Source organism: Ruegeria sp. CG1 (assembly GCF_056537265.1).
Genome location: NZ_JBQFRF010000004.1, coordinates 317,831 through 341,822, shown reverse-complemented (window position 1 = coordinate 341,822; position 23,992 = coordinate 317,831). Strand labels below are relative to the sequence as shown.

The following is a 23,992-nucleotide window of genomic DNA, read 5'->3' as shown; positions in this document are numbered from 1 at the left end:
CATTGGGGTGCGCGCTGTGGTGTGTGGGCTTAGTTCAGCTCGACACCGTAGGCTTCTTTGAGCCAGTTAAGAACGTAGCCTTTGGCATTGTCGTCGACGTTTGTCGCGGTTTGCAGCGCCGCCTTGGAACCGTCGCCCACAAATACCGGGTACTTACCGACGCGTTTGGACGAAATATCAGCAAAGTCGCCGCGCTCGGTCACAGCCTGAAACGCTGCGGTGTAGGCGTCGACCACTTCCTGTGGTGTATCGCCAGGCAGAAAAGCCAACTTCTGAACCGGGAAACCTGCGACAAAGAACGCTTTCCAAGCGTCCCACGCCTCGCCACTGGTTTCACAGCCATCCGTTGCCCCGCAAACCTCTTTGAAGGTTGGAATATCAGGGAAGGTCGGGTCGCGGACGATGTTTCCATCGGCATCCAGCGCCCCCCAGGTCATCATCGGCACAGCCTGACCGGCCTCAACCAGCGGGGCCGATCCACCCAAATAGCCGGATGAGGTCTGATAGTCGATGTTAGCTTCGCCACGTTCGAACATCAGACGACCATCGCCACGGCCTTTGATGCCAAAGACTGGCTCAACGTTCATACCCAGCATTTGCCATGCCAACAGCGGCACGAGATCCAGACGCGTTGCGCCCTGCGAGCCGTAGATGAAGTTCGTGTCTTTCAACGCATTTGCGGAGCCATCAAACTTGGCACCATCTTCTGCGTTCAGATAGGCGACACCTCCTGTCCCGGACGCCATAACCGGGATCCAGTCGTTGTATTCATAACGCACGCGCGGATCGCTCAGCAGATAAGGGAATTGAGTTGAACCGGAAGTGCCGAACAACAAGGTTCCATCATCGTGGCTTTGTTCCTGGAACCAGTTTGCGCCTTTGGTCGAACCAGCACCCGGCATGAATTTCACGACCACGGTCGGTTGACCCGGAAGAGCTTCGGACAGAAGCGGCGCAAAGAAGTTGGCCCATTTCGCCGAACCACCCGTTTCCGAGAACGGGATGACCCATTCGATGGTCTTGCCCGAGAAATCAACCTCGGCAGCGGCAGGTGCAGCGATACCGGCGGCGGCGATCAGCCCCACGACGGCGCGACGGGTGAAGTTGGAAATGGTCATTGGTTCCTCCCTGTTGACCAGACAATCACGTCATCGCCCCCGGCGCTACCGTGATCGCAAATAGAACTGTGGGGTTGATTCCCCCTCCCATCTGGCAATCATGGAGCGCCAACCTTGCGCGAAACTTGCGGGAGACCCGATGCGGATCGTCATAGTCGAGGACAATGAGCCACTCGCCAATGCCATTGCTTATCGCCTTCGTGACCGAGGTCATGCGGCAGATATACTGACTGACGGAGATGCGGCTGACCTTTACCTTCAACAAGAAGGCGCGGATTTGATCGTTTTGGATATCAACCTACCCGGCCGGTCAGGGTTGGACATCCTGAGGTCGCTTCGCGAACGTGGTGACAGTGCGCCCGTGATCCTGCTAACAGCGCGCACCGAAACAAGCGACCGGGTGACTGGCCTGGATATGGGCGCAGATGACTATCTGGTCAAACCCTTCGAAATGGACGAGTTAGAAGCACGCGTCCGAGCACTTTCTCGGCGCAAAGAGCTTGACTACGGAGCGCGGGAGAGCATCGGTAGCCTCGAATTCGACCGCGCATCGCGTCAGGTTAGTGTTCAGGGCGAAGTCATGGATATACCACGGCGGGAAATAGCGGTGCTTGAATGCCTGTTGGAGCGTCGGGGCAGAATTGTTCCTAAAAGCCGACTCACAGATTATGTCTATGGCGTTGGGGCCGATGTCGATGACTCAGCTGTTGAACCTCATGTGTCGCGGTTACGAAAACGCCTTCAGAATCTCGGCATTAAGATCAAGACAGCGCGCGGTCTGGGGTACCTTCTTGAGGTGCAGAAGTGATCAGGCACGGCTCCCTCAGGCTACGACTCTTCATTCTTATCCTGACGCCCTTGGTGTTGCTTGCGATCCTTCTTGGGCTTTGGCGCTTCATGATTGCCCAGGAAACGGCTCAGGAGCTGTTTGACGACAGCCTGCTATCTGCCGGTCTTGCAATTTCACGAGATGTCGCGATTTCAGGAGGTGACGCACTTTCGCCCACCACGCGCAGCTTGATCCGCGACGCGTCGGGCGGAGAGATCTTTTATCATGTTACGGGCCCGGGTGGCATCTACGTGACCGGCTATGCATACCCTCCGGCACCCGCGAACCCGTCTGCTCAAGAGGCGAACAGGCCGCAGTTTTTCGAAGCACTCTATCGCGACGAGCCGGTACGAGTTCTTAAGCTGACAGAACGTGTGACCATAGAAAATTTGATAGGAGATGCGACGGTCACAGTTTGGCAACGTATGGCGGATCGCAACGCGTTTGCAAATGAGCTGTCAATCCGCGCAGGAATTCTCATGGGAATCCTACTTGCCACTCTTGCATTTGTGGTATGGTTCGGAGTTGCTCGCGGCCTGCGGCCCCTCCTGGATTTACAGGACGCAATCGACCTGCGCTCCCCAGATGACCTGAGTGAGATCAAACGCCCTGTACCGGTCGAAGTTCAAGGTGTCGTCAAAACCTTGAACCGACTCTTTGGACAGGTGGAAAAAAGTATCAATGCCCACCAGGTGTTCATATCCGAAGCCGCACATCAGCTACGGAACCCTGCGGCCGCCGTTCAGTCGATGGCCGAAGCGCTTCGAGATGCGAAAACCGATGAAGACCGCGATAAACGCATCATCGAGCTTGTCGCAGCGGCAAAGAACTCTGCAACAGTCGCTGAACAACTGCTATCACTTGAACGGCTCAGGCAACCGACGCACCAAGGTCAAATGGTTGAAATTGATTTCCGCTCGGTTGTCGAAGAAGCCTGCGCAGAAATGGGAGTTCACATTCTTGCAAAAGGCATCGAGTTTGATGTCACTATGCCCGAGACGGCGGTCATAGTATCAGGTGATCGGGTGTTTCTAACTGAAGCTCTAAAGAACCTGTTAGACAATGCTGTTAAGCACGGTGGCGCTAAACTGAGCCGCATTTCAGTCGTGCTGCGTTCTGACGGCGGAAACGTTAGGCTTACTGTCGCTGATGACGGCGCTGGCCTTTCGCCCGACCAAAGCGAAGCTGCATTTAGTCGGTTCTCCCAGCTGGAATATTCCGAAGGCAGTGGTCTGGGTTTGTCAATCGTCTCTGCGGTGGCGCAGCGCCACGAAGGATCAGTCTTAATCAACCAAGTCGAAAGAGGAGCGAGCGTTACGCTTGAGCTTCCGATAATCCTCTGAATTGTTTCGTTTTTGACAAGTCCGACACCTATAAGGGTTGAATTGCTCCTCGACTAAATCCGGCGCTCGAGAGATTGAAACAGAGTCCCCGCAGGTCAAATAACTGTCGAAAATGATCAAACTAGCGGCCGATTAAGCATATCCCCAAATCTCACTTGAAATAGGTTTAAGTTTAACGGGAGAGGGCAGCATGACCGATTCAGAAACAATTTCCTTGGGCTATCACGTCGATCCATCACGCTCTAGCTCGTTACAGGCTGCGGCATACACACAGAACAAGTGGTTTGACACTGACCTTCGCTCCATCCTCTCCAAAACTTGGCAATGGGTGTGTCATGTCGAGAAAACACGAGAGCCGGGGTCCTTTGTAACGGTGGAAGTTGCCGGTCAACCTATTGCGGTTGTGCGCGACAAAGAGGGTAAGCTTCGCGCCTTTTACAACGTATGCAAACACCGTGCCCATGAACTGCTATCAGGCGAAGGCAATACCACACGGATTATGTGCCCCTATCATGCCTGGGTCTATAAACTTGACGGGCAATTGGCGCGTGCGCCACATACTGAAAACCTCGAAGACTTCAACAAGGATGAGATTTGTCTCGATGCTGTACAGGTTGAAGAATTTTGCGGCTTTGTTTTTGTCAATTTGGATCCGACGGCTGCCTCTTTGTCAGAGCAATCCGGAAACCTGGAAACCGAGGTGCGCCATTGGGCACCGGATGTGGATCAACTCACTTTTGGCCACCGTCTGACCTACGACATCAAGTCGAATTGGAAGAACGTCGTGGACAATTTCCTTGAGTGCTATCATTGCCCTACGGCCCATAAGGATTTTTGTGACCTCGTGGATATGGATACCTACAAGGTTACAACCTACGGCATCTACTCCAGCCATATGGCTGACGCAGGCAACAGTCCAAATACCGCCTATGACGTCTCGAACGCCACGGTGAAAACTCACGCGGTTTGGTGGCTCTATCCCACCACTTGCCTGATGCGATATCCCGGACGGTCCAGCATGATCGTGTTGAACATCATACCTGTTGGGCCAGATCGGACGCTTGAAACTTACGACTTCTTCCTTGAGACGCCGGAACCCGACCCGATGGAGTTGGACGCAATTCGCTATCTGGACGAAGTTCTTCAGGTCGAAGATATCAGCCTTGTCGAAAGTGTGCAGCGCGGGATGAATACACCTGCGTTCACCCAAGGTCGGATCGTCAATGACCCGGACGGGTCCGGCAAGTCCGAGCACGCCGTTCATCACTTCCATGGCTTAGTCTTGGACGCTTACGCAAAAGGTGCCACGTGACGCGGCCAAACATCCTTGTGGTCATGGCGGACCAATTGGCTCCGCATTTCACAGGGGCGTACGGGCATAAGGTCGCCAAGACGCCACATCTTGACGCGTTGGCCGCGCGCGGCAGGCGCTTCGATGCAGCTTACTGCAATTCCCCTCTCTGTGCGCCTTCACGGTTTTCCTTTATGTCGGGTCAGCACATCAGTCGCATCGCAGCTTACGACAATGCATCCGAGTTCAAGGCTTCGGTGCCGACATTTGCGCATTATCTGAAATCGCTGGGCTATCGTACATGTTTGGCAGGCAAGATGCACTTTGTCGGGCCGGATCAGATGCATGGATTTGAGGATCGTGTGACAACCGACATCTATCCTGCTGATTTCGCGTGGACCCCGGATTGGGAGGCCCCGGACGAGCGGATCGACAAGTGGTATCACAACATGCAAACGGTCAAGGAAAGCGGCGTTGCCCACGCGACTTTCCAGATCGACTATGACGACGAGGTCGGTTTTGCTGCCAAACGCTGGCTGTTCGATGCGGCCCGAGACAAAGCGCTTGGCAATGACGCGCCTTTTGCGATGGTTGCAAGCTTCATTCACCCGCACGATCCATATGTAGCCCGACCAGAATGGTGGAACCTGTATGCGGATGATGAAATTGACTTGCCCGCGTTTGTGCCCGCGTTGGAGGATCAAGACCCCTTTTCACGACGTTTATTGGATGGGATCGAAGCGTCTTATGTGCCACTGACCGAGGAAGAAATCCTGCGCGCGCGCCATGCCTACCTGGCAAACGTCAGTTACTTCGACAGCAAAATCGGAGAGCTGGTTCAAACCCTCGAAGAAACGGGCGAGTTGGACAGCACCATTGTGATTGTCACAGCCGACCATGGCGACATGCTGGGTGAACGTGGGCTGTGGTACAAAATGAACTTCTTTGAGCACTCCGCGCGAGTTCCGTTAGTCATGGCCGGGCCGGGCATTGCGATTGGAACGGCGCAGAATGCAGTGTCACTGGTCGATCTGTTGCCGACATTTATCGACCTCGGTGGCGGTGATGAGGCGATGATCGGAGAGCCGATCGACGGTCGTAGCCTTATGCCTCTGGCTCGGGGTGAAGATGATCCAGTTGATGAGGCGATCGGAGAATACTGTGCCGAGATGACGGGCTATCCTGTGATCATGATCCGGCGCGGGCCCTTAAAATATATTCATTGTGATAGCGACCCACCGCAGCTCTATGACCTGAGTGCTGACCCGATGGAAACGAAGAATTTAGCTTCGGACCCAAGCTACTCTGACGCGAAAACTCGTTTTGCAGCTGAAGTCGTCGAGCGTTGGGACGGCAGTGCTTTGCGAAAGAAGATAATCGCCACGCAAAAATCGCGCCGTGCATTACATGCCGCGATGGAGGCCGGTGCCAGCGAGCCTTGGGACTACAACCCGCCGTCCGATGCAAGTCAGCAGTATGTACGCAACAATTTGGATTGGACAGTGGCTGCACGCCGCTACCGCTATCCGCCATTGAAGGATTGAAACCAATGATGCTGAACGGAAAAGTTGCTCTCGTGACTGGTGCCCGCGGTGGAATCGGGCGCGCGATTGTCGCTCGGTTTCTAAGAGAAGGCGCAACGGTATTTGCCGCTGACCTCACACCGGAAGGGTCGTTAGATCAGCACGATGATGATGGCAGTCATTTTGTTAAGCTGGATGTGACTCAAGAAGCAGACTCGGTTGCGGCGATGGATCATGTGCGCGCCGCACACGGAAAGTTGGACATCCTAGTGAACGCGGCGGGGATCGAGATCGAAAAAACGGTTGAAGAGACCACGTTGGAGGAATGGAATCAAAGCTTTGCGGTTAATTCCACGGGCACGTTCCTGACCTCGAAATACGCCATCCCATTGATGCGCGAAGCGGCGAAGACAGGGAATAGCGCAAGCCTTATCAATTTTGGCTCCTACGACGGGTTCATCGCAGACCCTGGGCTTGCGGCCTATTGCGCGACCAAGGGTGCAGTTCACGCTTTGACCCGCGCAATGGCTTGCGATCATGGCCCAGAAGGTATCCGGGTGAATGCCATCTGCCCTGGCTATATCGACACTCCAATGCTGCAGAGCTTCTTCAACGGCGATGGATCCGGCGGAGGAGGTGGCAACATTGAAACGCTGCAAAAGGCCGTGCGCGATGTTCATCCAATGCGGACCTACGGGACGCCCGAGGATATTGCAAATCTGGTCAACTGGCTTGCCTCGGACGAGGCGCGCTATGCCTCTGGCCAGTTGTGGGTTCTGGACGGGGGGCTGTCTGCACAAGTGCAGCAGATGAAACTCTGATGCCCAAGCCAGTCATTATCACTTGCGCGCCGACCGGAGGCATCCATACGCCGTCAATGTCACCGCATCTGCCGATTACACCGGCCGAGATTGCGACGGCCAGTATTGAGGCGGCCCAGGCAGGGGCATCAATCATTCACCTGCACGCACGGCACCCGGAGACAGGAAAACCCGATCCCCGACCTGAGCTATTCAAGCAGTTTCTACCCGTAATCAAGCAGTCCACCGATGTTGTGATGAATGTCTCGACCGGCGGCGGCTTGGGGATGTCGATGGATGAGCGGCTGCTGGCGGCGACATCTACCAGCCCAGAGATGGCATCGCTCAACATGGGATCCATGAACTTTGGTATCTTTCCGATGCTGCAGAAATACACCGAGTTTCAGCACGACTGGGAACGGCCATTTTTGGAGATGACGGAAGACTTTATCTTTCCCAACACTTTCAAAACAATTCGTTACGCCATCGAAAAACTTGGTGGAGATCACGGCACCAAGTTCGAGTTCGAATGCTATGATCTTGGACATCTCTACAACGTCAAATGGTTCGTGGATCAGGGCCTGATCAAACCGCCATTTTTCATTCAGATGGTATTTGGCATCTTGGGTGGCGTTGGCGCAGATGCGGACCATCTGACTCACATGCACAACACAGCCGATAAGCTGTTCGGAGCAGAGAATTACGAATGGTCGGTCCTTGCCGCTGGTCGTCACCAAATGCCATTTGCGACCCAAAGCGCCATGCGGGGCGGTAACCTGCGTGTCGGTCTCGAAGACAGCCTGTTCATCGGCAAGGGTGAGTTGGCAAAATCTAACGCGGAACAGGTCACGCGCATCCGATCAATCGTTGAAAACCTTGGCCTTACGGTCGCGTCGCCAGCAGAAGCCCGCATGCGGCTAGCACTAAAAGGCGGCGATCAGGTTGGCTTCTAAGGAGATGCATATGCAGACGAAGATGTTGATCAATGGCGAAATGGTCGAAGGGATCGGAGAGGCCTTGGACGTCCTGAACCCTGCAACAGGCGAGGTAGTCGGTGCTGTAAAAGAAGCCAGCGATGCACAGGTCGAGGCGGCGGTGCGCGGCTCAGCAGAGGCATTTGAAACCTTTTCGGTTACGCCCCCTGCAGAACGCGCTGCAATCTTGCTTCAGATAGCTGATGTTATCGAGGCGAACAGCCATGAGTTGGCAGAACTTGAGAGCCTAGATGTGGGAAAACCCTGGCCATCGGCTCATGATGATGAAATGCCGCTTACGATTGATGTCTTTCGCTTTTTCGCCGGGGCTGCGCGCACCATGATGGGGTCTGCCTCTGGAGAGTATGTCGCGGGTCATACGTCGATGATCCGGCGCGACCCCATTGGCCCTGTCGCCGCCATCGCCCCTTGGAACTACCCGCTGATGATGGCGTCCTGGAAGATTGCTGCACCAATTGCGGCAGGATGTTCGGTGGTGTTGAAACCGTCCGAGATCACGCCGCTATCTACTCTGCGACTTGCAGAACTGTTACAAGATGTTCTGCCAAAAGGCGTGCTTAACGTGATCCATGGTCGCGGGCCCGGCGTGGGGAATGCCCTGATGAACAGCCCACAGATGGAAGGGATCAGTGTTACGGGTTCTCCGGCGACAGGCATGGCTGCAATGCGGGCTGCTTCCCAGAAAATTAAACACGTTCATCTGGAATTGGGCGGCAAGGCGCCAGTCATTGTCTTTGATGATGCTGATCTCGATGCAGTGGCCGAGACGATCCGATATGGCAGCTACTTCAATGCCGGTCAGGACTGCGCACAGCCTTGCCGCGTGATGGTTGCAGACAGAGTTTACGACAAACTTGTGGCCGCGATTGCCGATCAGGTTGGCCAGATCCAGATCGGTGCACCGAAAGCTCAAGGAACGGAAATGGGCCCGCTTGTCTCTGCGACACAGCGGGATCGTGTAGCGGGTTTTGTGGATCGCGCGCGCAGCAGCTCTGAAATCGTTTCCGGTGGGGTGTCTGGCGAAGAAGACGGCTTTTTCTACCAGCCGACAGTCATCGCCAATGTCGACAACAATGCAGAGATTGCCTGCAATGAGGTTTTTGGACCCGTTGTAACTGTCTCTCGGTTTTCTGAGGCAGAAGATGCGTTGAAGACCGCCAACAACGGACCTTACGGGTTGGCCTCATCGGTTTGGACACGAGATGTTGGGAGAGCAATGCAAATGACGTCCAAGTTGCGCTATGGATTCACCTGGGTAAACACGCATGGGATTGCGACCCCCGAGATGCCATGGGCCGCGATGAAGGGCTCAGGCACGGGCAGCGATATGTCGGTCTATGCGCTGGATGCTTACACCGCAATCCGTCACGTTATGGTGGCACACTGATGCGGTTAGCTGGGAAACGCGCCTTTGTTACAGGCGGCAAACAAGGCATTGGTCGCGGCATCGTTGAGGCCTTCATGGCTGAGGGCGCGGGTGTCGCAACATGCGGGCGCGGCCCTAAGCCAGATGATCTACCGGATCAAGTAACCTGGTACACGCTGGATGTATCCAATCCCGAAGCGGTTGCACGTACTGCCCGAACAATCGGCCTGGTAGATATCCTGGTAAACAACGCCGGCGTTCAGGTCGAAAAAACAGTGACCGAAAGCTCAGACGCGGATTGGGATTTGGTGATGGGAGTAAACGCACGAGGCGTTTTTAACTGTTGCCGCGCCCTCATTCCGAAAATGTCTCAGGGTGGTTCGATCATCAACATTGGTTCGATCTCGGGCAATGCCGCTGACCCATCGATGGCGCTCTACAATGCTTCAAAAGCCTTTGTGCATGGGCTTACACGCTCTATCGCGGTGGACCATGGACCTGCGGTGCGCTGCAATGCAATCTGCCCGGGATGGATTGAGACGGGCATGCTGGACGCAGCATTCGAACTCGCCCATGACCCAGAAAAGGCTAGATCAGACGCGCTGGCACGCCATGCGGTCAAACGCTTTGGTAAGCCCGCAGACATTGCTGGGATGGCTGTTTGGCTAGCTTCTGACGAGTCGTCTTTTGCGACTGGCCAACTGTTCACTGTAGACGGTGGTATGACTGCGGCATCCCCCCTGAATCCGGGACTGTTCTGATGTCGGAAATCGAAAGAACCGCCATTCTCGGAGCCGGTGTCATCGGGGCAAGCTGGGCAGCGCTGTTTCTCGCGTCGGGTCGCAGTGTGACCGTATTTGATCCCGATCCGAACGCTGAGGCATCCGTCCGTAAATACATTGAAAAGGCGTGGCCTGCGTTGGAAGAATTGGGCCAAGTTGGCCACGCCACCCGAGATGCGATCACCTTTGCACCGACCGCAGCTGAGGCCGTGCGAAACGCGCAGTTCATTCAGGAGAATGTGCCGGAGCGGTTGCCGATCAAACATTCCACCTATGCGGAAGTTGAGCCAGAGTTGAGCGCTGATGCAATAGTTTCAAGCTCAACATCCGGCCTAACACTCGAGGCTCTCCAACAGGGATGGCGCGATCCGAGTAAGCTCATCTTAGGTCATCCGTTCAACCCGCCACATCTCATTCCGCTGGTCGAGTTGACGGCGAACGACGCCACCGGTTCAGATGTTCTGAACCGAACAGAGACGTTCTACGAAGACCTGGGCAAAGTCACGATCCGGATCAAGAAGGGCATGCCCGGACACGTCGCAAACCGCTTACAAGCTGCAGTATGGCGCGAGGCCGTCCATATGGCGATTGAAGGCGTTGCCAGTGTCGAAGACATCGATAAAGCGATGTGGGCCGGCCCCGGATTGCGGTGGGCCGCGATGGGTCCGACGACGCTTTTCCACCTGGGTGCAGGCGACGGCGGTTTGCGGGCCTTCTGTGACCATTTCAAGGATACATTCAATGGCTGGTGGGATGACCTGGGCAACCCTCGTCTTGATGAGGATGTCATCAATAAACTGGTCGATGGCATTAACGATCAAACTCAGGGGCAAAGTACCGAAGAGTTATCCGCGCAACGCGACAAGATGCTTACGGCGATGCAAAAAGCTACCCAACACCTTCGGACTTAATATCAGGCTTGAACATTGGCCACGCGCGGAACTCGAATGGAGTACGGCCTTCAATACGGTCTGCAGTTGGTGTGAGGCCAAAACGGCTTCGATATGCCCGGCTGAAATGAACTTGCCCGTTAAATCCTGATGCTTCTGCAATCTCGCTGAATTTCAACTCTGTTTGGGTTACTAGTCCACGCGCGCGATCAAGGCGTATGTCACGGTAGTACTCGATCGGCGACTTCTGGACATATTGCTGAAACAATCTGCTAAGTTGTCGTTGCGAAATCTTCAACCTCGCTGATATTTCAGGGATCGACAAAGTGGCTTCCAAATGTGCCTCCATCAAGTCGATTGCGTCCCTTACCACCCCAGAGGTGACATACCCCAGTGGCTCCACGTCTTTGGGGTTCTGTGATTGGCCCTCACCGCGTACATTGTGATGAAAAAGATATCGCGCAGATGCATTGGCGATACTCTCACCATCGACAGAATGCACAAACCGCAAACCCAGATCGGTCGCTGCGGAACCCCCGCAACAAGTGAACATCTTTCCATCCATAACAATCATGTTCTCTGACACTGTGGTATCATGGGCCATTTCAGCAAAGGCATCGATGTGCTCATAGTGAACCGTCGCTGTCTTGCCTTTAAGCAGTCCAGCAGCCGCAAGAACAATCGCACCAGTATCCAAGCCGCCAACGATTGCTCCGCACGCCTCCCACTTCTGAAGGGCCACCTTAAACTGAGATGTTCCGTGACGTTCAGGTGACCAACTTGTACTCACCAGAACCAACCAGGGCTTGCGCCCCGTCACGGCCGCCAATGGGGCAGTATCAACGACTAGGCCGCTGCTAGACTCGACTGGTCCACCGAGGTCCGAGACATAGGTCCAAGAAAATCGAGCCGAACCTGTCAGGTAATTGGCTATTCTGAAAGGATCCACGAAAGACGTAGTCGCCGAAACATTGAAATGCGGACTCACCAGGACAACGATATCTAGCTTGCGATCAATTGGATGGATCATGGCCGATTCTGTAAAATGGAGTCCAAAATTGTCAATTGTGTTTCGCAGGAGTGCAAAAGTTACCAATTCACGGGCTCAGTGTCGTGATGCACACCATAACGGAATGCCTCAAATACATTGATGACGTGAAAGCGTTTGTTTGCACGCAACCCGCGTCCATCAATGTCATGTCAAAGGTATCGATGGACGCGATGGGGCTGGCCGCGTTTCATAACGTTCTGGCCGAAGAGATTGAAAAGATTAGAGGCTTGCCCTTGGACAAAATGACCCCTCATCTTCACGCCAAAAACGTCACCATGCCGACGTACATTGTGCAGAACAAAGATGATGCCTGGACGATCCCCGAAGACGTTCAGACCACTTTTGACCTGATTCCGGGTGAAGAAAAGAAGCTACACTGGATTGAAAACGGCGATACGCGACGCTTCATTGGATACAATTTCTTCGGTGAACATCCTGAAACAACGATTGAGTTTTTCGACAAGCACATGCGGTGACGTCAAGGTTCTTTCGGAACCGGCCAAGCGATCCCGAAATTCATCATTCAAAATGGCAGAGGTCACGTAGTGACCTCTGCCTTATCAGTTTATCTGCCAAAGAACTCAGCAACTGCATCGGTCGACGCTTTCACAGCCTCCGGCTTGTAGTAAAAGTCCACGTGGCTGAATTCATCGAAAGCCAACTCCTCATGTTCATTCGTCAACTTCGCGACAAATTGGGTGGAGCACGGCGCTGTAAAGGCCGTGCTGCTGTAAATTGTCAGGGACGGTTGCACGATCTTATCGGCATAAGCCTCTCCAATGGAAATCAGAGACTGCATGCCCTGATCGCCGATATGCATGTTGGTATAGGTCGGAACCGCAACCGGGCCTTTGACTCCATCGCGTCCGTAGTAGTCATAGGATTCTCCGGCCATCGGGTTGACACCCGATCCAACAAATTCTTCTCGGGTTTGCTCATCATTCAGCCCAAATGGTGCGACATATTCCGGCTCGCCGGTTTCATACATCTTCTGCATCGAGGCGTTCGAGGCTGCGATCTGCTGGTTGACCATATCGCGGTCGGTCCACTGGAAAGCGTCTGCGGCCATCATGCCGGAAACCATGGCAATCTTCTTGATCCGGTGATCGGTCACGGCAGCCGATGCGATGATCGAGCCGCCTTGGCAAACACCCAGACCGTAAATCTCGTCAACGAACGGCAGAGTGCCGAGGTAAGACACGGCGTCCCAGGTGTTTTCGATGAGCCGGAACATGTAGCGGGATTGCTTGTACTCTCCGGGCAGCGCAGGGGACGAGCCCATGCCGAGGTAATCGAAACCGAGGTAGATGAAACCCCGCGCGGCCATTTCCGGCCCGTAAGTAGCCGGGATCTGATCTTTGACCTGAGGGAACGGGCTGGCCCCCACGATGGCCTTGTAGGTCTTGGTCTCATCAAAGCCTTCGGGCAGGTAGAGATCGCCCGCCAGATCCACGCCAAAGGATTTGAAGGTAACTTCGTTTTTGCCCGCGGTGAGATTTTGGGTCGTCATGGTCTTGGTCCTTTCGGGGTCAGGTAGCTTTGCGCCTTGCTAAAGTAAATTGTTTTGTTTACTTATGGTGGGGAGGTAGCGCTTGTAAACACGTCTTTTTACTTTTTGAGGTAGAAATCTTGAAACGCACTGAAAAAAAACGAAAAGATATTATCGATGCGGCCATCGATGAGTTCAAAGAGCAGGGGTTTCTGGGGGCAAAGACCACTTCAATCGCCAAAAAAGCCAACGTATCGAGTCGCACGCTCTACAATCACTTCGAGAGCAAGGAGGCCCTTTTCGAGGCGATCTCACAGATCATGCTGGAGCAAAACCGGAGCATGGAGCCAGCGCCCTATGATCCGGATCGTGACTTCGTCGAACAATTGAAGGAAGCCTTGTGGCGTTACATTGGGGTGATCACCGATGAGACCGCCATCGGATTGAACCGGATGGTCATCTCAGAATTGATCCGTGACCTTGACCGATCCCGGCAATTCTTCACTGAAACAGCAACTCACGATTACCCAATAACGAGGCTGATCAGCGAAGCCATGGATGCAGGCGTGATCCGCAAGGCGGATCCGGTTTTTGCGACCAACCAGCTTTTGGCGCTCATCAAAAACTTCTTTTTCTGGCCAGAGTTCTTCCTTGGCGAGAACCCGACGCCCAAAGATATATTGGACGATTGCGTCGCGATGTTTCTGGCACACTACAAAGCAGACGTTTGATCGATCATCACCGAAACAGATCTTGGATGGCGGGTTCTTGCACCCACCGGGTGAATGACGGCATAGTGATGAACCGAGTAGCTCGCTGGTCATAATGTCTGATGCGAGATCTGGTTGTACCTCAGGTAAAGAGCAAGGCATCTGAAAAGCACCCCCAGTTTGAACGCTTAGCGTTTAGTTCCAAAAGGGTTACACTCCCTTTTTGCGATGCGTGTCGTGCCAAGATCATCGTCCTCAGGCCTACCGGAACTTTCAACTGCGACAAATGCGAGACCCTTTGGGATCAAACACTTGATCGATGAACATTTGACTGGATTTCGATCAAACGACTGATAACTTGCCTCGCAGCGGTTTTTGGTTGCAACAGCGTTGCACAGAAAATCTATTGGAGCGTGCTATTGGTAATTCCGTTTCATGTCCGGGAAATGCTTCAACGCATAAAAGCACGATTTGATGCTGACCAGATACCTCAGCAGATGGCGCCAAGCGATGCTGAGTTTTCAACCTTACGCCCATCTCGCAAGCCGACCAAGGAGATGGTCGCACGATTCTGGGAAAAGTTGAAACCAACGGCCAGCGACAAGGATCAGGCACAAATTGCAGATTTGGCGGCTATCGAAGATGCCGAAACCTATGGCGCCAATATCGAGAATTTCATCGGGACGGTTAAGCTTCCAGTCGGGGTTATTGGCCCCTTACGCCTGAACGGAATGAACGCCAACGGCGACTTTCATGTCCCCCTCGCAACAACCGAGGCAGCGCTGGTCGCATCTTATGCCCGGGGCGCCTACGCCGCCACTCGGTCGGGCGGTATCAGTACCGCTGTTTTATACGAAGGCGTGCTGCGGACCCCGGCCTTTGTGTTCGATAGCCTGCTAAGAGCGGGGCAATTTGTGGATTGGGTGGTGACCAATGTTGACAGGCTCAAATCTGCGGCCGAAGCGACGACCCGTCATGGCAAGCTTGTATCGCTGGAGCCATTCATTGACACCAACGTCGTTTTCCTGATTTGCCGCTATACCACTGGTGATGCTGCAGGTCAGAACATGGTGACCATCGCCACCGACGCCCTTTGCCACGCAATCACGGATAGCTGTCCTGTTGCGATTGAGAACTGGTATGTCGAAGGTAATTTCTCGGGCGACAAGAAGGCCTCGGCGCTGGGGTTGGTGACGGGGCGCGGGCGGAAAGTCAGCGCCTCGGTTACGCTTCCGGCTGAGATTGTCGAAAAGACACTGGGAACGACGGTCGAGGCGATGCTGGACTATGGCCGTGTCGCCAATCTGGGCGCACATTTGTCTGGCCAGTTTGGCGCACAGGCGCATTATGCCAACGGGCTGGCTGCGTTCTATATCGCAACCGGACAGGACGCGGCCTGCGTTGCCGAAAGTGCAATGGGCGTCACGCGTATGGAACCTAGGGGCGGCGATCTATTCTGCTCGGTCACGCTTCCGAATATCCTTGTCGGCTCGGTCGGCGGCGGAACCGGTTTGCCAAGCCAGGCAGCAGCGCTGAACATACTCGGTCTACGGGGCAGCGGGTGTGGCACGGCTTTAGCCGAAGTTGCTGCGGCCACGTGCTTATGCGGCGAAATCTCCATTGTCGCCGCGATTGCTGCCGGTCATTTCACCCGCGCCCATGAGAGTCTGGCCCGCCACAGATGAGCTTTCAGAACCGATTTTGGATTTACCAATCCGAGCGCTTTCCGCTTAAGAAAACCGTCCCCCTGCTGCTGGTGTTTTCCTCGGCCAGCATTTGTGTGTCTGCCCGTCTGGCAGACCGCCCCTTGCCCGAGTGGCCTGCCTTTGCCGCCGGTTTTGTGCTGGCCATGGCGCTGTTCTTCCAGATGCGGGTCTGTGACGAGTTCAAGGACGCCGAGGATGACCGACGTTACCGGCCCGACAGGCCGATCCCACGCGGATTGGTCTCACCAGGCGAAGTTTTGAGCTTGGGCTTACTGACCATTCCAGTTGCACTTGCGGCTTCCTGGTTCTGGCACCCGTCGGTTTTGTGGCTGTTGGGCGCGGTTTGGATCTGGCTCGCTGCGATGACAGTTGAATTCGGTGTCCCGGCCTGGCTGAAGGCCCGGCCGGTTCTGTACCTGCTAAGCCACATGGCAATCATGCCCTTGATCGATCTATTGCTGACTGGCCTCGAATGGCTGCCGGCAGGCGGCGCAGCACCCTCACTATGGCTGTTCCTGGCGTTGTCCTTTGTGAATGGCTGCGTCCTTGAGATCGGGCGGAAATTGTGGGCGCCCGAAAACGAGATTGAAGGGGTCGACACCTATTCCTCCCTATGGGGTCCGCGTACGGCGGGACGTATCTGGATCGGCTGCGTTCTGTTATCCTACGCGCTTCTCGCCGGCACAGGAAGCGCCACCGGGGTTGGCTGGCCAAGCGCCCTGATCGGCACACTGGCGCTGGTTCCCTGCGGGGTTGCTGTATTCCACTACAGTCAGACACCCACTGAGAAAGCACAAAACAGGATGGACGCTGTTTCCGGTCTGTGGGTATTTTTCAGCTATGCCACGGCTGGTTTCCTACCCTACCTGATCGGAGCCGTAGCATGACTTTCATCGTCGACCAAATGGATGCCAACGACATCTCTGTGGTTGGAGGCAAAGCGGCAGCCCTGTCGCATCTGTCACAGCACGGGTTTTCCCCGCCCGCATTCTTTGTCATCACAAATGACGCGTTTCGTATGGGGCAATCGGGCCCGATCGCGCAAAAAGGCCTGCGACCGGCGGTGTCCACCGCGCTTGAAACACTCGGGTCCGGGCCTTACGCGGTACGCAGTTCTGGCCAGTCCGAAGATGGCGTGGACCACAGCCATGCAGGACAGTTCGCAACGGTCCTGAATGTTCCCGGCAAGAGTGTGATCGCGGCGGCCAAGCAGGTTTGGCAATCCGGTTTCTCATCAACGGTCGAAACCTACCGCGCGGTCAAATCCGGTGGCGAGGCCGAGGCCCCCGCAATCATCGTGCAACGCATGATCGATGCCAAAGCGGCCGGGGTAGCCTTTTCCGCCGATCCGGTCAGTGGCCGGCGCGATGTGGTCGTGATCTCAGCGATTGACGGGCTTGCAGAGCAGCTTGTGTCGGGGGAAGCGGACGGAGAAGACTGGGTCATCGATGCAGATGGCGTACCGGAAAGCGCTCCTGACGCCCCTGCACATTTGACCGTCACGGAGGCGCGATCCATCGCAGCCCTAGCCCGAAAGGCCGAGGTGCTATTCGTTTCTCCTCAGGACATCGAATGGGCCATTGATGCGCAAGGGCTGCATATTCTGCAGGCCCGCCCGATCACCACGACCCTGCGCCCTGCCCCGCTCGAAGATCAGACGCTTACCATTTTCGACAATTCCAATATCGTCGAAAGCTATCCGGGCATCGTCAGCCCGCTGACTTATTCCTTTGCCCTGCACGTGTATTCTCAGGTATATCGCGCTTTCGTTAGGCTGCTGGGCGTGTCCCGGCACACGGTCGCGCTGAACCCCACTGTGTTTGACAATTTACTGGGGCGGGTGGACGGGCGCGCCTATTACAATCTGATCAACTGGTATCGCGCGCTGGCACTGTTGCCCGGGTATTCACTGAACCGCGACTATATGGAAACGATGATGGGCGTTTCTGAACCGATGCCGCGTGAGGTCACGGATGCTCTTGCCCCACCCCCCACCACCGGCTGGCGCAAGGTCGTGGAGTACGCGAAACTGGCCAAGGTTGCGGGCGGCCTGATCTGGCAGGCCATCCGCCTACCGCAGACCCGGCGTGATTTTTACCGCAGGCTGAACGACATATTACAGACGGGGCTGAACGTGGATGCCTCTAACGCGACCCAACTGGCTGCGGAATACCGGCGCATTGAAAGCACTCTGCTGGATCGGTGGGATGCCCCGCTGATCAACGATTTCCTGTGCATGATTGCCTTTGGCGGCTCGCGTAACCTGCTGCAAAAGTGGCTGGGCGAGGCCGGGTTGAGCCTGCACAACGACCTCATGATCGGGCAAGGTGATATCGTTTCGGCGGAACCCGCGCAACGCATCGCCCGGATGGGAGAGTTGGTTCGGCAGGCAGGGCTTGCCGCTCCTTTGAAGGCCAATGCACATCTGTCGGTTTTGTCAGAACACCGGCAAATCGAAGCTGAGGTTGATGCGTATCTTGAGAAGTTCGGCGACCGGTGTACGGAAGAGCTCAAGCTGGAAAGCGTTCCGTTACGCGATGACCCGACCAGTCTGTTGCTGGCCATTGCAGCCAGCGCTGAACGTCCACCTTCCGGGCGTCAGGACGGCGATGAACCGGACTGGAAGGCTCAGTTTCCGTCAAACCCACTCAAACGGCACTTCGCCAAATGGATTTTAAGCTGGACCAAGGCGCGGGTGCGCGACCGTGAAAACCTGCGCTTTGAACGCACGCGCATATTTGGTTATGCGCGGCGCGTGTTTCTGGGCATCGGCCGCGAATTCGCTGCCCGTGACCTGCTTTCATCGCCAAAGGATGTATTCTTCCTGACAACACATGAAGTTCTCGGAGCAGTCGAAGGTTATAGCCTGTCACCTGATCTGAAAGGCATCGTTGCGCAGCGCAAACTGGAAGACGAAGCCTCGTCCCGACGCCCAGATCCGCCGGAACGCATCGAAATCCGTGGCCCCGCCATCGCCCCGGTTTGGTCCGAGAACGCAGAAGCGGAGGCGGACACTGCTCGGATGAAGCACGGCACAGGTTGTTCTGCAGGTCAGATCAAGGCGCGCGCGCGCGTGATCCGCGACCCGCGCACCGAGGCCTTAAACCCCGGAGATATACTCGTGGCGCGCCACACCGATCCGGGCTGGATCGCCGTATTCTCGAACGCATCCGCCATCGTCGTCGAACGGGGGTCTCTGTTGTCACATTCTGCGATTGTCGCACGCGAACTGGGTATCCCCTGCGTGGTTGGCTTGAAAGGCGCAACCAACTGGATCGAAGATGGTGAGATGATCCGGGTCGACGGGGCAAGCGGCGCGGTGGAGCGGTGCGATGGATAGCAGTGAGATTGAGAAAAAGGCGGATTTCGACCATATCCGCTATGCCCAACTGTGGGAAGACGCGGATGTTCTCACCTCCGCCCTGGGCGATTGTGCGGGCAAGACATTGGTCTCCATCTGCTCTGCCGGGGATAATGCGCTGGCAATGCTGACACTCGATCCCGCGCGCATTGTCGTTCTGGATCTTTCACCGGCCCAGATCGCCTGCCTTAAGCTCAGGATCGCGGCCTATAAAATGCTGACCCATCCCGAATTCATTGAACTCACCGGCTCGCGGCGAAGTACCCGACGGGGCGCATTGCTGAACCAGGTTTTGGAAGCCACAGATGCCGAAACGCGCGCTTTCTGGCGGACTCTGATCACGGATGTCGAAAAACACGGCATCGGTGGCGTCGGCAAGTTCGAGCGCTATTTTCGCATCTTTCGAACTTGGCTACTGCCTCTTGTGCATTCACGCCGAACCATCGACGCAGTGTTTGTTCCCCGCTCGCCCGAAGAGCGACTGACATTCTTCGACACGCGGTTCAACACGGTGCGATGGCGTCTTTTGCTGAACATCTTCTTCTCTCGCCTCGTCATGGGTCGCATGGGCCGGGACAGTGCGTTTTTCGACCATGTAGAGGGTAGCCCGGCCCAACATGTCTCCCGCCGCATCCGTCATGCGGGAGTCACCACCGATCCCTCGCAAAATCCCTATCTGCACTGGATTCTCAAAGGCGATCATGGCGACGCGCTGCCAATGGCGTGGCGTCCCGAGCATTATGAGACAATCCGATCCCGGTTGGATCGTCTCGACATCCGCCTTGGATCGCTTGAGGCTTTTGTGTCGACCGACGAAAAAGCCAGAGGATTCAACCTGTCCGACATCTTCGAGTACATGTCGCCCGAGACCTTCCATCAGGTTTACGGGTCGATCCTGACCGCTGCGGAGCCAAATGCCCGACTAGTCTATTGGAACATGATGGCACCCCGGAGGGTTCCGCCGGAATTCAGAAACAAGGTTGAAACCCTGACCGACATCGAAACACAGCAGAAGGCCCGCGACATGGCATTCTTCTATTCGGATTTCGTCGTCGAAGAGTTTCAACCGTGACTGTTATTGGGCAGATTCTGCTGGCGGCGGGGTCGGTGCTGGCTCTGGTCGGCGTAATGATGGTCATACGCAATCTGGCCAATACAGCGGGCCTGAAACCCGAAGTGCAGCGCAAGCTTATGCATGTCAGCACCGGCCTCTTTGCGTTGCTGCTGCCCTGGTTGTTTCCCGATCGCTGGCCGGTTTACATGCTGATTGCGGCCACAATCCTGGTGATGCTGGTGCTGCGCCTGCCTCGTTTTTCGTCGGGTCTGGGTGCAACTTTGCATGGTGTGGATCGTACGTCCTACGGCGACTTTCTGCTCGCCCTGTCAGTTGGGCTATGCTTTCTGCTAGCCGGGGAAAACACGCTGTTCTACATCCTGCCAATCGCCGTTCTAACACTGGCGGATGCAGCCGCTGCGCTTGCCGGGACTACGTATGGAACCAAACGCTACGTGGTAGAAGATGGCGACAAGAGCTTAGAAGGGTCCGTGGTGTTTTTTGTCGTAACGCTATTGGTTGCGATCATCTGCTTCTTGTTCTTATCGAAACTCCCGCCATCTAACATCATGATGTTGTGCCTTATGGTTGCGGCTTTTGGCACATTGGTCGAAGCACAAAGCTGGCGCGGGTTTGACAACCTTTTCCTGCCGCTTGGCTTGTTGATTTTCCTAAACGGCCACTATTTCAGCTCTTTGGCAGAGCTCGCCCTGTTGGCCGCCATGTTCTTTGCCGCCCTTGCCAGTTTTGGCGTGGTGGGAACCAAACTGGGCCTGACCAAACATGCGACCCGTGTGTATGTTGTCGCGGTTTTTTTGCTGCTGGCCGCTGCAAAATTGCAGAACACAGTACTGCCGATCATGGTTCTTGCCGCACATGGCTGGGCGCGTACCGCTTCTCCTTGTGACAGTAAGTACCCCGATCTGGATATCATAGCCGCCTTGGGGCTATTGGGGTTCGGTTGGCTTGCGGCTGGAAATGCAACGGGATGGGATGCAGTTTCCTTTTTTGGGCTCAGTGCGATGGGGTTAGCTATGGGGCTCACTGCTGTGGCGCTGCGTCCCATTCCTGTTGTTATACCACTTGCTGCGGTTGTCCTGTTTCTTATTCGGACATGGGCTGTTTCCCAGAATTCTGAACAGTCGAACTGGGCCGAGCCGCTGACGGTACTGGCCCTGTTCTCATTAACTTGTTCAGTCGCAGCGCCGTTGCTCCGACCAACTTGGTTCGAAAAAGATCGGGTGCTCAGGCTGACGCTGTTGGCCCTCGCGCCGCCGTTGCTTTACTACGTTTGGATCGTTGCTGGATCGCTAAGTGCTGGGTTCTTTGCCGGAGTTTTTTCATGACCAAAGAGATCATCAGAACGGCGGATGCAAAGCTGACCGTTTATCTGAACGGTCCGATCTGGGACGGCGCGCGCGCCGCGACCTTCGGCGATTTTTCCTGCAAAACGCCCGAAGCCGGTGCCGAAATCCTGCGCAAAGGGATCGAGAGGGTGCAAGACGCAGGCCTGGATCGCATCATCGGGCCGATGTCGGGCGACACCTGGCACAGTTACCGGTTCGTCTCGGATAGCGACGGGTCCGCTCCGTTCCTGATGGAGCCTACCAACAAACTTCATGAGCCGGGGGTTTTCCAGTCGGCAGGATTTACAGAGATCAGCCGGTATTTTTCGGCCCGGGTGCCGTTGCGGACCGCCGCTGGATCAGCACCGCCAGAAACCGATGGTTTTGTCGTGGAAGAATGGGATGGAACAGACCCCGAGGCCCTGTTTCGTCAGGTCTTTAAACTTTCAACCCGTGCGTTCTCAAACAACGCGTTCTACAAGCCGATTGCCGAGGCAGATTTTCTGGCCATGTATATGCCAGTTGTGCCGATGATGAAGCCCGACCTGATCCTTTTTGCGCGCCGCCATGACGGGACATTGGCCGGGTTTCTGTTTGGCATTCCCAATTATGCCGAAGGCCCCAATCCGGCATCCGCAATCCTCAAGACCTATGCAAGTCTCGAACCGGGCGCCGGACGGCATCTGGCTCACCGGTTTCACAAGGCGGCGCTCAGGATGGGGTACGAAACCGCCATTCATGCGCTGATCCATGATGACAACACCTCTGCCGAACGCAGTGCAGCGGAAGGCGCGACAATATTCCGGCGCTATACTTTGCTTGGACGGAAGCTGAATGGCTGACCTGCTGTCCCAATTCGCCGCGGCGGTTAAACGGGTTCCTGACCGGACAGCCATAGTGGACGGCAAGGGCCGCGAGATCACCTTTCAAACCCTGCACACGCGCGTTCAGCACTTGGCAGGTCGGTGGCAGGACAAGGGTATCCAGTCAGGTGATCGCGTGTTGTTGGCCATGCCTGTCAAAGCGGACCTATATGCGAGTCTGGCTGCGCTTTGGACCCTTGGCGCAACCGTTGTCTTACCAGAGCCAGCCTTGGGGCTGGCCGGTCTGCGCCACGCCGCCCGAACAACGAAGCCAAAAGCGTTCTGTGCAGCGGGTGCGTATTCTTTGCTGAAGTTTCTGGTTCCGGATCTCTGGGCCCTGCCCCTGCTGACGCCTGGTAAAAGCCGCAGTAACCCGGTGGCGCAAAAGGTACAACCGGACGATATCGCCCTTATTTCCTTTACCTCTGGTACAACTGGCCTGCCCAAGGCCATTCCGCGCTCACATGCGTTTCTGATGGCGCAGCACGATGCCATCGCACCCCTCCTCGGCAGCCGCAAGGCCGAGCGCGATCTGGTGGCCTTTCCGGTGTTCACCCTGATCAATCTGGCGGCCGGGCGCACAAGTGTTTTACCGAACTGGAGGTTTAGCAAGCTGGACCGATTGTCGTCCGTGCAGTTGGAAAGTTGGCTTCAAACGCAACAGATCACCCGGGCCCTCATCCCACCATCGCTATGTGAAAAACTGATTCAATCCGACGATACCGGTCCGTTGCACACGGTGTTCACCGGCGGCGGTCCGGTGTTTCCGAATCTTGTCGAGGCGTTGAGAACCCGGCACAGTCTGTCGGTTGTGTGCGTCTATGGGTCGACCGAGGCTGAACCGATTGCCCATCTCGACGCCGCGGATATCACTGTGAAGGATCACCACGACATGGCTGTTGGAAGGGGTCTTCTTGTGGGATACCCAGTGCCCGAAATCACGCTCCGCATCCGCGACAATGAAATTCAGGTCGCCGGCGCACATGTGAATGACGGGTATTTGGACCCGACCCACTCGAAGAACAATAAAATCGAAGAAGGTGGTGTCATATGGCACCGGACCGGTGACGCTGGCGCGCTGGATGATGACGGGCGTTTATGGTTATGGGGGCGCGTCGAGTCCGAAATTGAAGTCTTTTCAGGTACGCTCTTCCCCTTTGCTATCGAAGTCGCGGCACAGCGATGGCCAGGTGTAGATCGATGCGCGCTCGTCAATACCAAAGCAGGCCCCACACTTTGCGTCCAAGGTTCCGCGGATCACATCGACGATTGGAGTGAATCTGCGCTTGGTTTTGGCGTTCCAAATGTGATTTCGATTAAGAACATCCCTATGGACAAGCGTCATGCCTCCAAAGTCGATCGTACGAAACTTACACGCATAATAGAAACCTGACGCAATATGGCTCGTAGGCCACTGAGCCTGCACGCCACTACCCAAATTGCGATACAAATTGGGGGAAAGGCCAAGCATAACC

21 protein-coding genes are annotated in these 23,992 nt (G+C 55.5%); 18 read left to right on the top strand and 3 right to left on the bottom strand.

What is annotated here, in order from left to right; genetic code table 11:
• Positions 1–29: 29 nt before the first annotated feature.
• Positions 30–1,118, bottom strand: a complete 1,089-nt coding sequence (locus ACR0AU_RS14085; protein ID WP_480795819.1) for a tricarboxylate transporter — start codon at positions 1,116–1,118, stop codon at positions 30–32.
• A gap of 139 nt (positions 1,119–1,257) precedes the next feature.
• On the opposite strand from ACR0AU_RS14085, the gene ACR0AU_RS14080 reads away from it, so the two are divergent.
• From ACR0AU_RS14080 to ACR0AU_RS14040, 9 genes are all read left to right on the top strand, one after another.
• The gene (locus ACR0AU_RS14080) at positions 1,258–1,926 is read left to right on the top strand and encodes a response regulator transcription factor (RefSeq protein WP_170733700.1); all 669 of its coding nucleotides are present in this window, start codon (positions 1,258–1,260) and stop codon (positions 1,924–1,926) included.
• Complete coding sequence (locus ACR0AU_RS14075) at positions 1,923–3,290, top strand: sensor histidine kinase (RefSeq protein ID WP_480795818.1); 1,368 nt, start codon at positions 1,923–1,925, stop codon at positions 3,288–3,290. Before ACR0AU_RS14080 ends, ACR0AU_RS14075 begins: the two co-directional genes overlap by 4 nt.
• A 190-nt stretch (positions 3,291–3,480) precedes the next feature.
• Complete coding sequence (locus tag ACR0AU_RS14070; RefSeq protein ID WP_170733699.1) at positions 3,481–4,602, top strand: ring-hydroxylating oxygenase subunit alpha; 1,122 nt, start codon at positions 3,481–3,483, stop codon at positions 4,600–4,602.
• A complete protein-coding gene (betC, locus tag ACR0AU_RS14065) occupies positions 4,599–6,125 on the top strand; it encodes a choline-sulfatase (RefSeq protein WP_170776218.1) in 1,527 nt (508 codons plus the stop codon). The genes ACR0AU_RS14070 and betC overlap by 4 nt, the downstream gene beginning before the upstream one ends.
• A 5-nt stretch (positions 6,126–6,130) precedes the next feature.
• Positions 6,131–6,925: an SDR family oxidoreductase gene (locus ACR0AU_RS14060; protein ID WP_170395498.1), complete on the top strand. Its 795-nt coding sequence runs from the start codon at positions 6,131–6,133 to the stop codon at positions 6,923–6,925.
• The gene (kce, locus tag ACR0AU_RS14055; protein WP_170597199.1) at positions 6,925–7,857 is read left to right on the top strand and encodes a 3,5-dioxohexanoate:acetyl-CoA acetone transferase; all 933 of its coding nucleotides are present in this window, start codon (positions 6,925–6,927) and stop codon (positions 7,855–7,857) included. Before ACR0AU_RS14060 ends, kce begins: the two co-directional genes overlap by 1 nt.
• A 10-nt stretch (positions 7,858–7,867) precedes the next feature.
• Entirely contained in the window at positions 7,868–9,286 is a 1,419-nt protein-coding gene (locus ACR0AU_RS14050) for a gamma-aminobutyraldehyde dehydrogenase (protein WP_480795817.1), read from the top strand.
• Positions 9,286–10,026: an SDR family oxidoreductase gene (locus tag ACR0AU_RS14045; protein ID WP_170733695.1), complete on the top strand. Its 741-nt coding sequence runs from the start codon at positions 9,286–9,288 to the stop codon at positions 10,024–10,026. The genes ACR0AU_RS14050 and ACR0AU_RS14045 overlap by 1 nt, the downstream gene beginning before the upstream one ends.
• The gene (locus tag ACR0AU_RS14040) at positions 10,026–10,958 is read left to right on the top strand and encodes a 3-hydroxyacyl-CoA dehydrogenase NAD-binding domain-containing protein (protein ID WP_170408433.1); all 933 of its coding nucleotides are present in this window, start codon (positions 10,026–10,028) and stop codon (positions 10,956–10,958) included. Before ACR0AU_RS14045 ends, ACR0AU_RS14040 begins: the two co-directional genes overlap by 1 nt.
• Here the strand turns inward: ACR0AU_RS14040 and ACR0AU_RS14035 are convergent.
• Positions 10,936–12,033, bottom strand: coding sequence for a GlxA family transcriptional regulator (locus ACR0AU_RS14035; RefSeq protein ID WP_480439367.1), 1,098 nt, complete (start codon positions 12,031–12,033; stop codon positions 10,936–10,938). The two genes, ACR0AU_RS14040 and ACR0AU_RS14035, sit on opposite strands and share 23 nt — an antisense overlap.
• A 20-nt stretch (positions 12,034–12,053) precedes the next feature.
• Here ACR0AU_RS14035 and ACR0AU_RS14030 point away from each other — a divergent pair, with 20 nt between their 5' ends.
• Positions 12,054–12,464: a hypothetical protein gene (locus ACR0AU_RS14030; protein ID WP_480795816.1), complete on the top strand. Its 411-nt coding sequence runs from the start codon at positions 12,054–12,056 to the stop codon at positions 12,462–12,464.
• A gap of 89 nt (positions 12,465–12,553) precedes the next feature.
• Here ACR0AU_RS14030 and ACR0AU_RS14025 read toward each other — a convergent pair whose 3' ends face one another.
• The gene (locus ACR0AU_RS14025) at positions 12,554–13,498 is read right to left on the bottom strand and encodes an alpha/beta hydrolase (RefSeq protein WP_480795815.1); all 945 of its coding nucleotides are present in this window, start codon (positions 13,496–13,498) and stop codon (positions 12,554–12,556) included.
• 29 nt (positions 13,499–13,527) lie between these two features.
• On the opposite strand from ACR0AU_RS14025, the gene ACR0AU_RS14020 reads away from it, so the two are divergent.
• The 8 genes from ACR0AU_RS14020 to ACR0AU_RS13985 all read left to right on the top strand — a co-directional run bounded on the left by ACR0AU_RS14020 (position 13,528) and on the right by ACR0AU_RS13985 (position 23,910).
• A complete protein-coding gene (locus ACR0AU_RS14020; RefSeq protein ID WP_480795814.1) occupies positions 13,528–14,208 on the top strand; it encodes a TetR/AcrR family transcriptional regulator in 681 nt (226 codons plus the stop codon).
• Between the two features lie 425 nt (positions 14,209–14,633).
• Positions 14,634–15,872, top strand: a complete 1,239-nt coding sequence (locus ACR0AU_RS14015) for a hydroxymethylglutaryl-CoA reductase (protein WP_480444234.1) — start codon at positions 14,634–14,636, stop codon at positions 15,870–15,872.
• On the top strand, positions 15,869–16,780 hold the full coding sequence (locus ACR0AU_RS14010) for a UbiA family prenyltransferase (protein ID WP_170733692.1): 912 nt from the start codon (positions 15,869–15,871) through the stop codon (positions 16,778–16,780). The genes ACR0AU_RS14015 and ACR0AU_RS14010 overlap by 4 nt, the downstream gene beginning before the upstream one ends.
• Positions 16,777–19,233, top strand: a complete 2,457-nt coding sequence (locus tag ACR0AU_RS14005) for a PEP/pyruvate-binding domain-containing protein (RefSeq protein ID WP_170776214.1) — start codon at positions 16,777–16,779, stop codon at positions 19,231–19,233. Before ACR0AU_RS14010 ends, ACR0AU_RS14005 begins: the two co-directional genes overlap by 4 nt.
• Positions 19,226–20,326, top strand: coding sequence for a DUF3419 family protein (locus tag ACR0AU_RS14000; protein WP_170733690.1), 1,101 nt, complete (start codon positions 19,226–19,228; stop codon positions 20,324–20,326). The genes ACR0AU_RS14005 and ACR0AU_RS14000 overlap by 8 nt, the downstream gene beginning before the upstream one ends.
• Positions 20,323–21,654, top strand: a complete 1,332-nt coding sequence (locus ACR0AU_RS13995) for a hypothetical protein (protein WP_170733689.1) — start codon at positions 20,323–20,325, stop codon at positions 21,652–21,654. Before ACR0AU_RS14000 ends, ACR0AU_RS13995 begins: the two co-directional genes overlap by 4 nt.
• Complete coding sequence (locus ACR0AU_RS13990) at positions 21,651–22,496, top strand: hypothetical protein (RefSeq protein ID WP_480795813.1); 846 nt, start codon at positions 21,651–21,653, stop codon at positions 22,494–22,496. The genes ACR0AU_RS13995 and ACR0AU_RS13990 overlap by 4 nt, the downstream gene beginning before the upstream one ends.
• On the top strand, positions 22,489–23,910 hold the full coding sequence (locus tag ACR0AU_RS13985; protein ID WP_480795812.1) for an AMP-binding protein: 1,422 nt from the start codon (positions 22,489–22,491) through the stop codon (positions 23,908–23,910). Before ACR0AU_RS13990 ends, ACR0AU_RS13985 begins: the two co-directional genes overlap by 8 nt.
• Positions 23,911–23,992 lie beyond the last annotated feature (82 nt).

Bases quoted from the DNA above. Each gene is read 5' to 3' on its own strand.
- ACR0AU_RS14085 (WP_480795819.1), bottom strand. From the start codon at position 1,118: ATGACCATTTCCAACTTCACCCGTCGCGCCGTCGTGGGGCTGATCGCC.
- ACR0AU_RS14080 (WP_170733700.1), top strand. From the start codon at position 1,258: ATGCGGATCGTCATAGTCGAGGACAATGAGCCACTCGCCAATGCCATT.
- ACR0AU_RS14070 (WP_170733699.1), top strand. From the start codon at position 3,481: ATGACCGATTCAGAAACAATTTCCTTGGGCTATCACGTCGATCCATCA.
- ACR0AU_RS14060 (WP_170395498.1), top strand. From the start codon at position 6,131: ATGATGCTGAACGGAAAAGTTGCTCTCGTGACTGGTGCCCGCGGTGGA.
- kce (WP_170597199.1), top strand. From the start codon at position 6,925: ATGCCCAAGCCAGTCATTATCACTTGCGCGCCGACCGGAGGCATCCAT.
- ACR0AU_RS14050 (WP_480795817.1), top strand. From the start codon at position 7,868: ATGCAGACGAAGATGTTGATCAATGGCGAAATGGTCGAAGGGATCGGA.
- ACR0AU_RS14045 (WP_170733695.1), top strand. From the start codon at position 9,286: ATGCGGTTAGCTGGGAAACGCGCCTTTGTTACAGGCGGCAAACAAGGC.
- ACR0AU_RS14040 (WP_170408433.1), top strand. From the start codon at position 10,026: ATGTCGGAAATCGAAAGAACCGCCATTCTCGGAGCCGGTGTCATCGGG.
- ACR0AU_RS14030 (WP_480795816.1), top strand. From the start codon at position 12,054: ATGCACACCATAACGGAATGCCTCAAATACATTGATGACGTGAAAGCG.
- ACR0AU_RS14025 (WP_480795815.1), bottom strand. From the start codon at position 13,498: ATGACGACCCAAAATCTCACCGCGGGCAAAAACGAAGTTACCTTCAAA.
- ACR0AU_RS14015 (WP_480444234.1), top strand. From the start codon at position 14,634: ATGCTTCAACGCATAAAAGCACGATTTGATGCTGACCAGATACCTCAG.
- ACR0AU_RS14010 (WP_170733692.1), top strand. From the start codon at position 15,869: ATGAGCTTTCAGAACCGATTTTGGATTTACCAATCCGAGCGCTTTCCG.
- ACR0AU_RS14005 (WP_170776214.1), top strand. From the start codon at position 16,777: ATGACTTTCATCGTCGACCAAATGGATGCCAACGACATCTCTGTGGTT.
- ACR0AU_RS14000 (WP_170733690.1), top strand. From the start codon at position 19,226: ATGGATAGCAGTGAGATTGAGAAAAAGGCGGATTTCGACCATATCCGC.
- ACR0AU_RS13990 (WP_480795813.1), top strand. From the start codon at position 21,651: ATGACCAAAGAGATCATCAGAACGGCGGATGCAAAGCTGACCGTTTAT.
- ACR0AU_RS13985 (WP_480795812.1), top strand. From the start codon at position 22,489: ATGGCTGACCTGCTGTCCCAATTCGCCGCGGCGGTTAAACGGGTTCCT.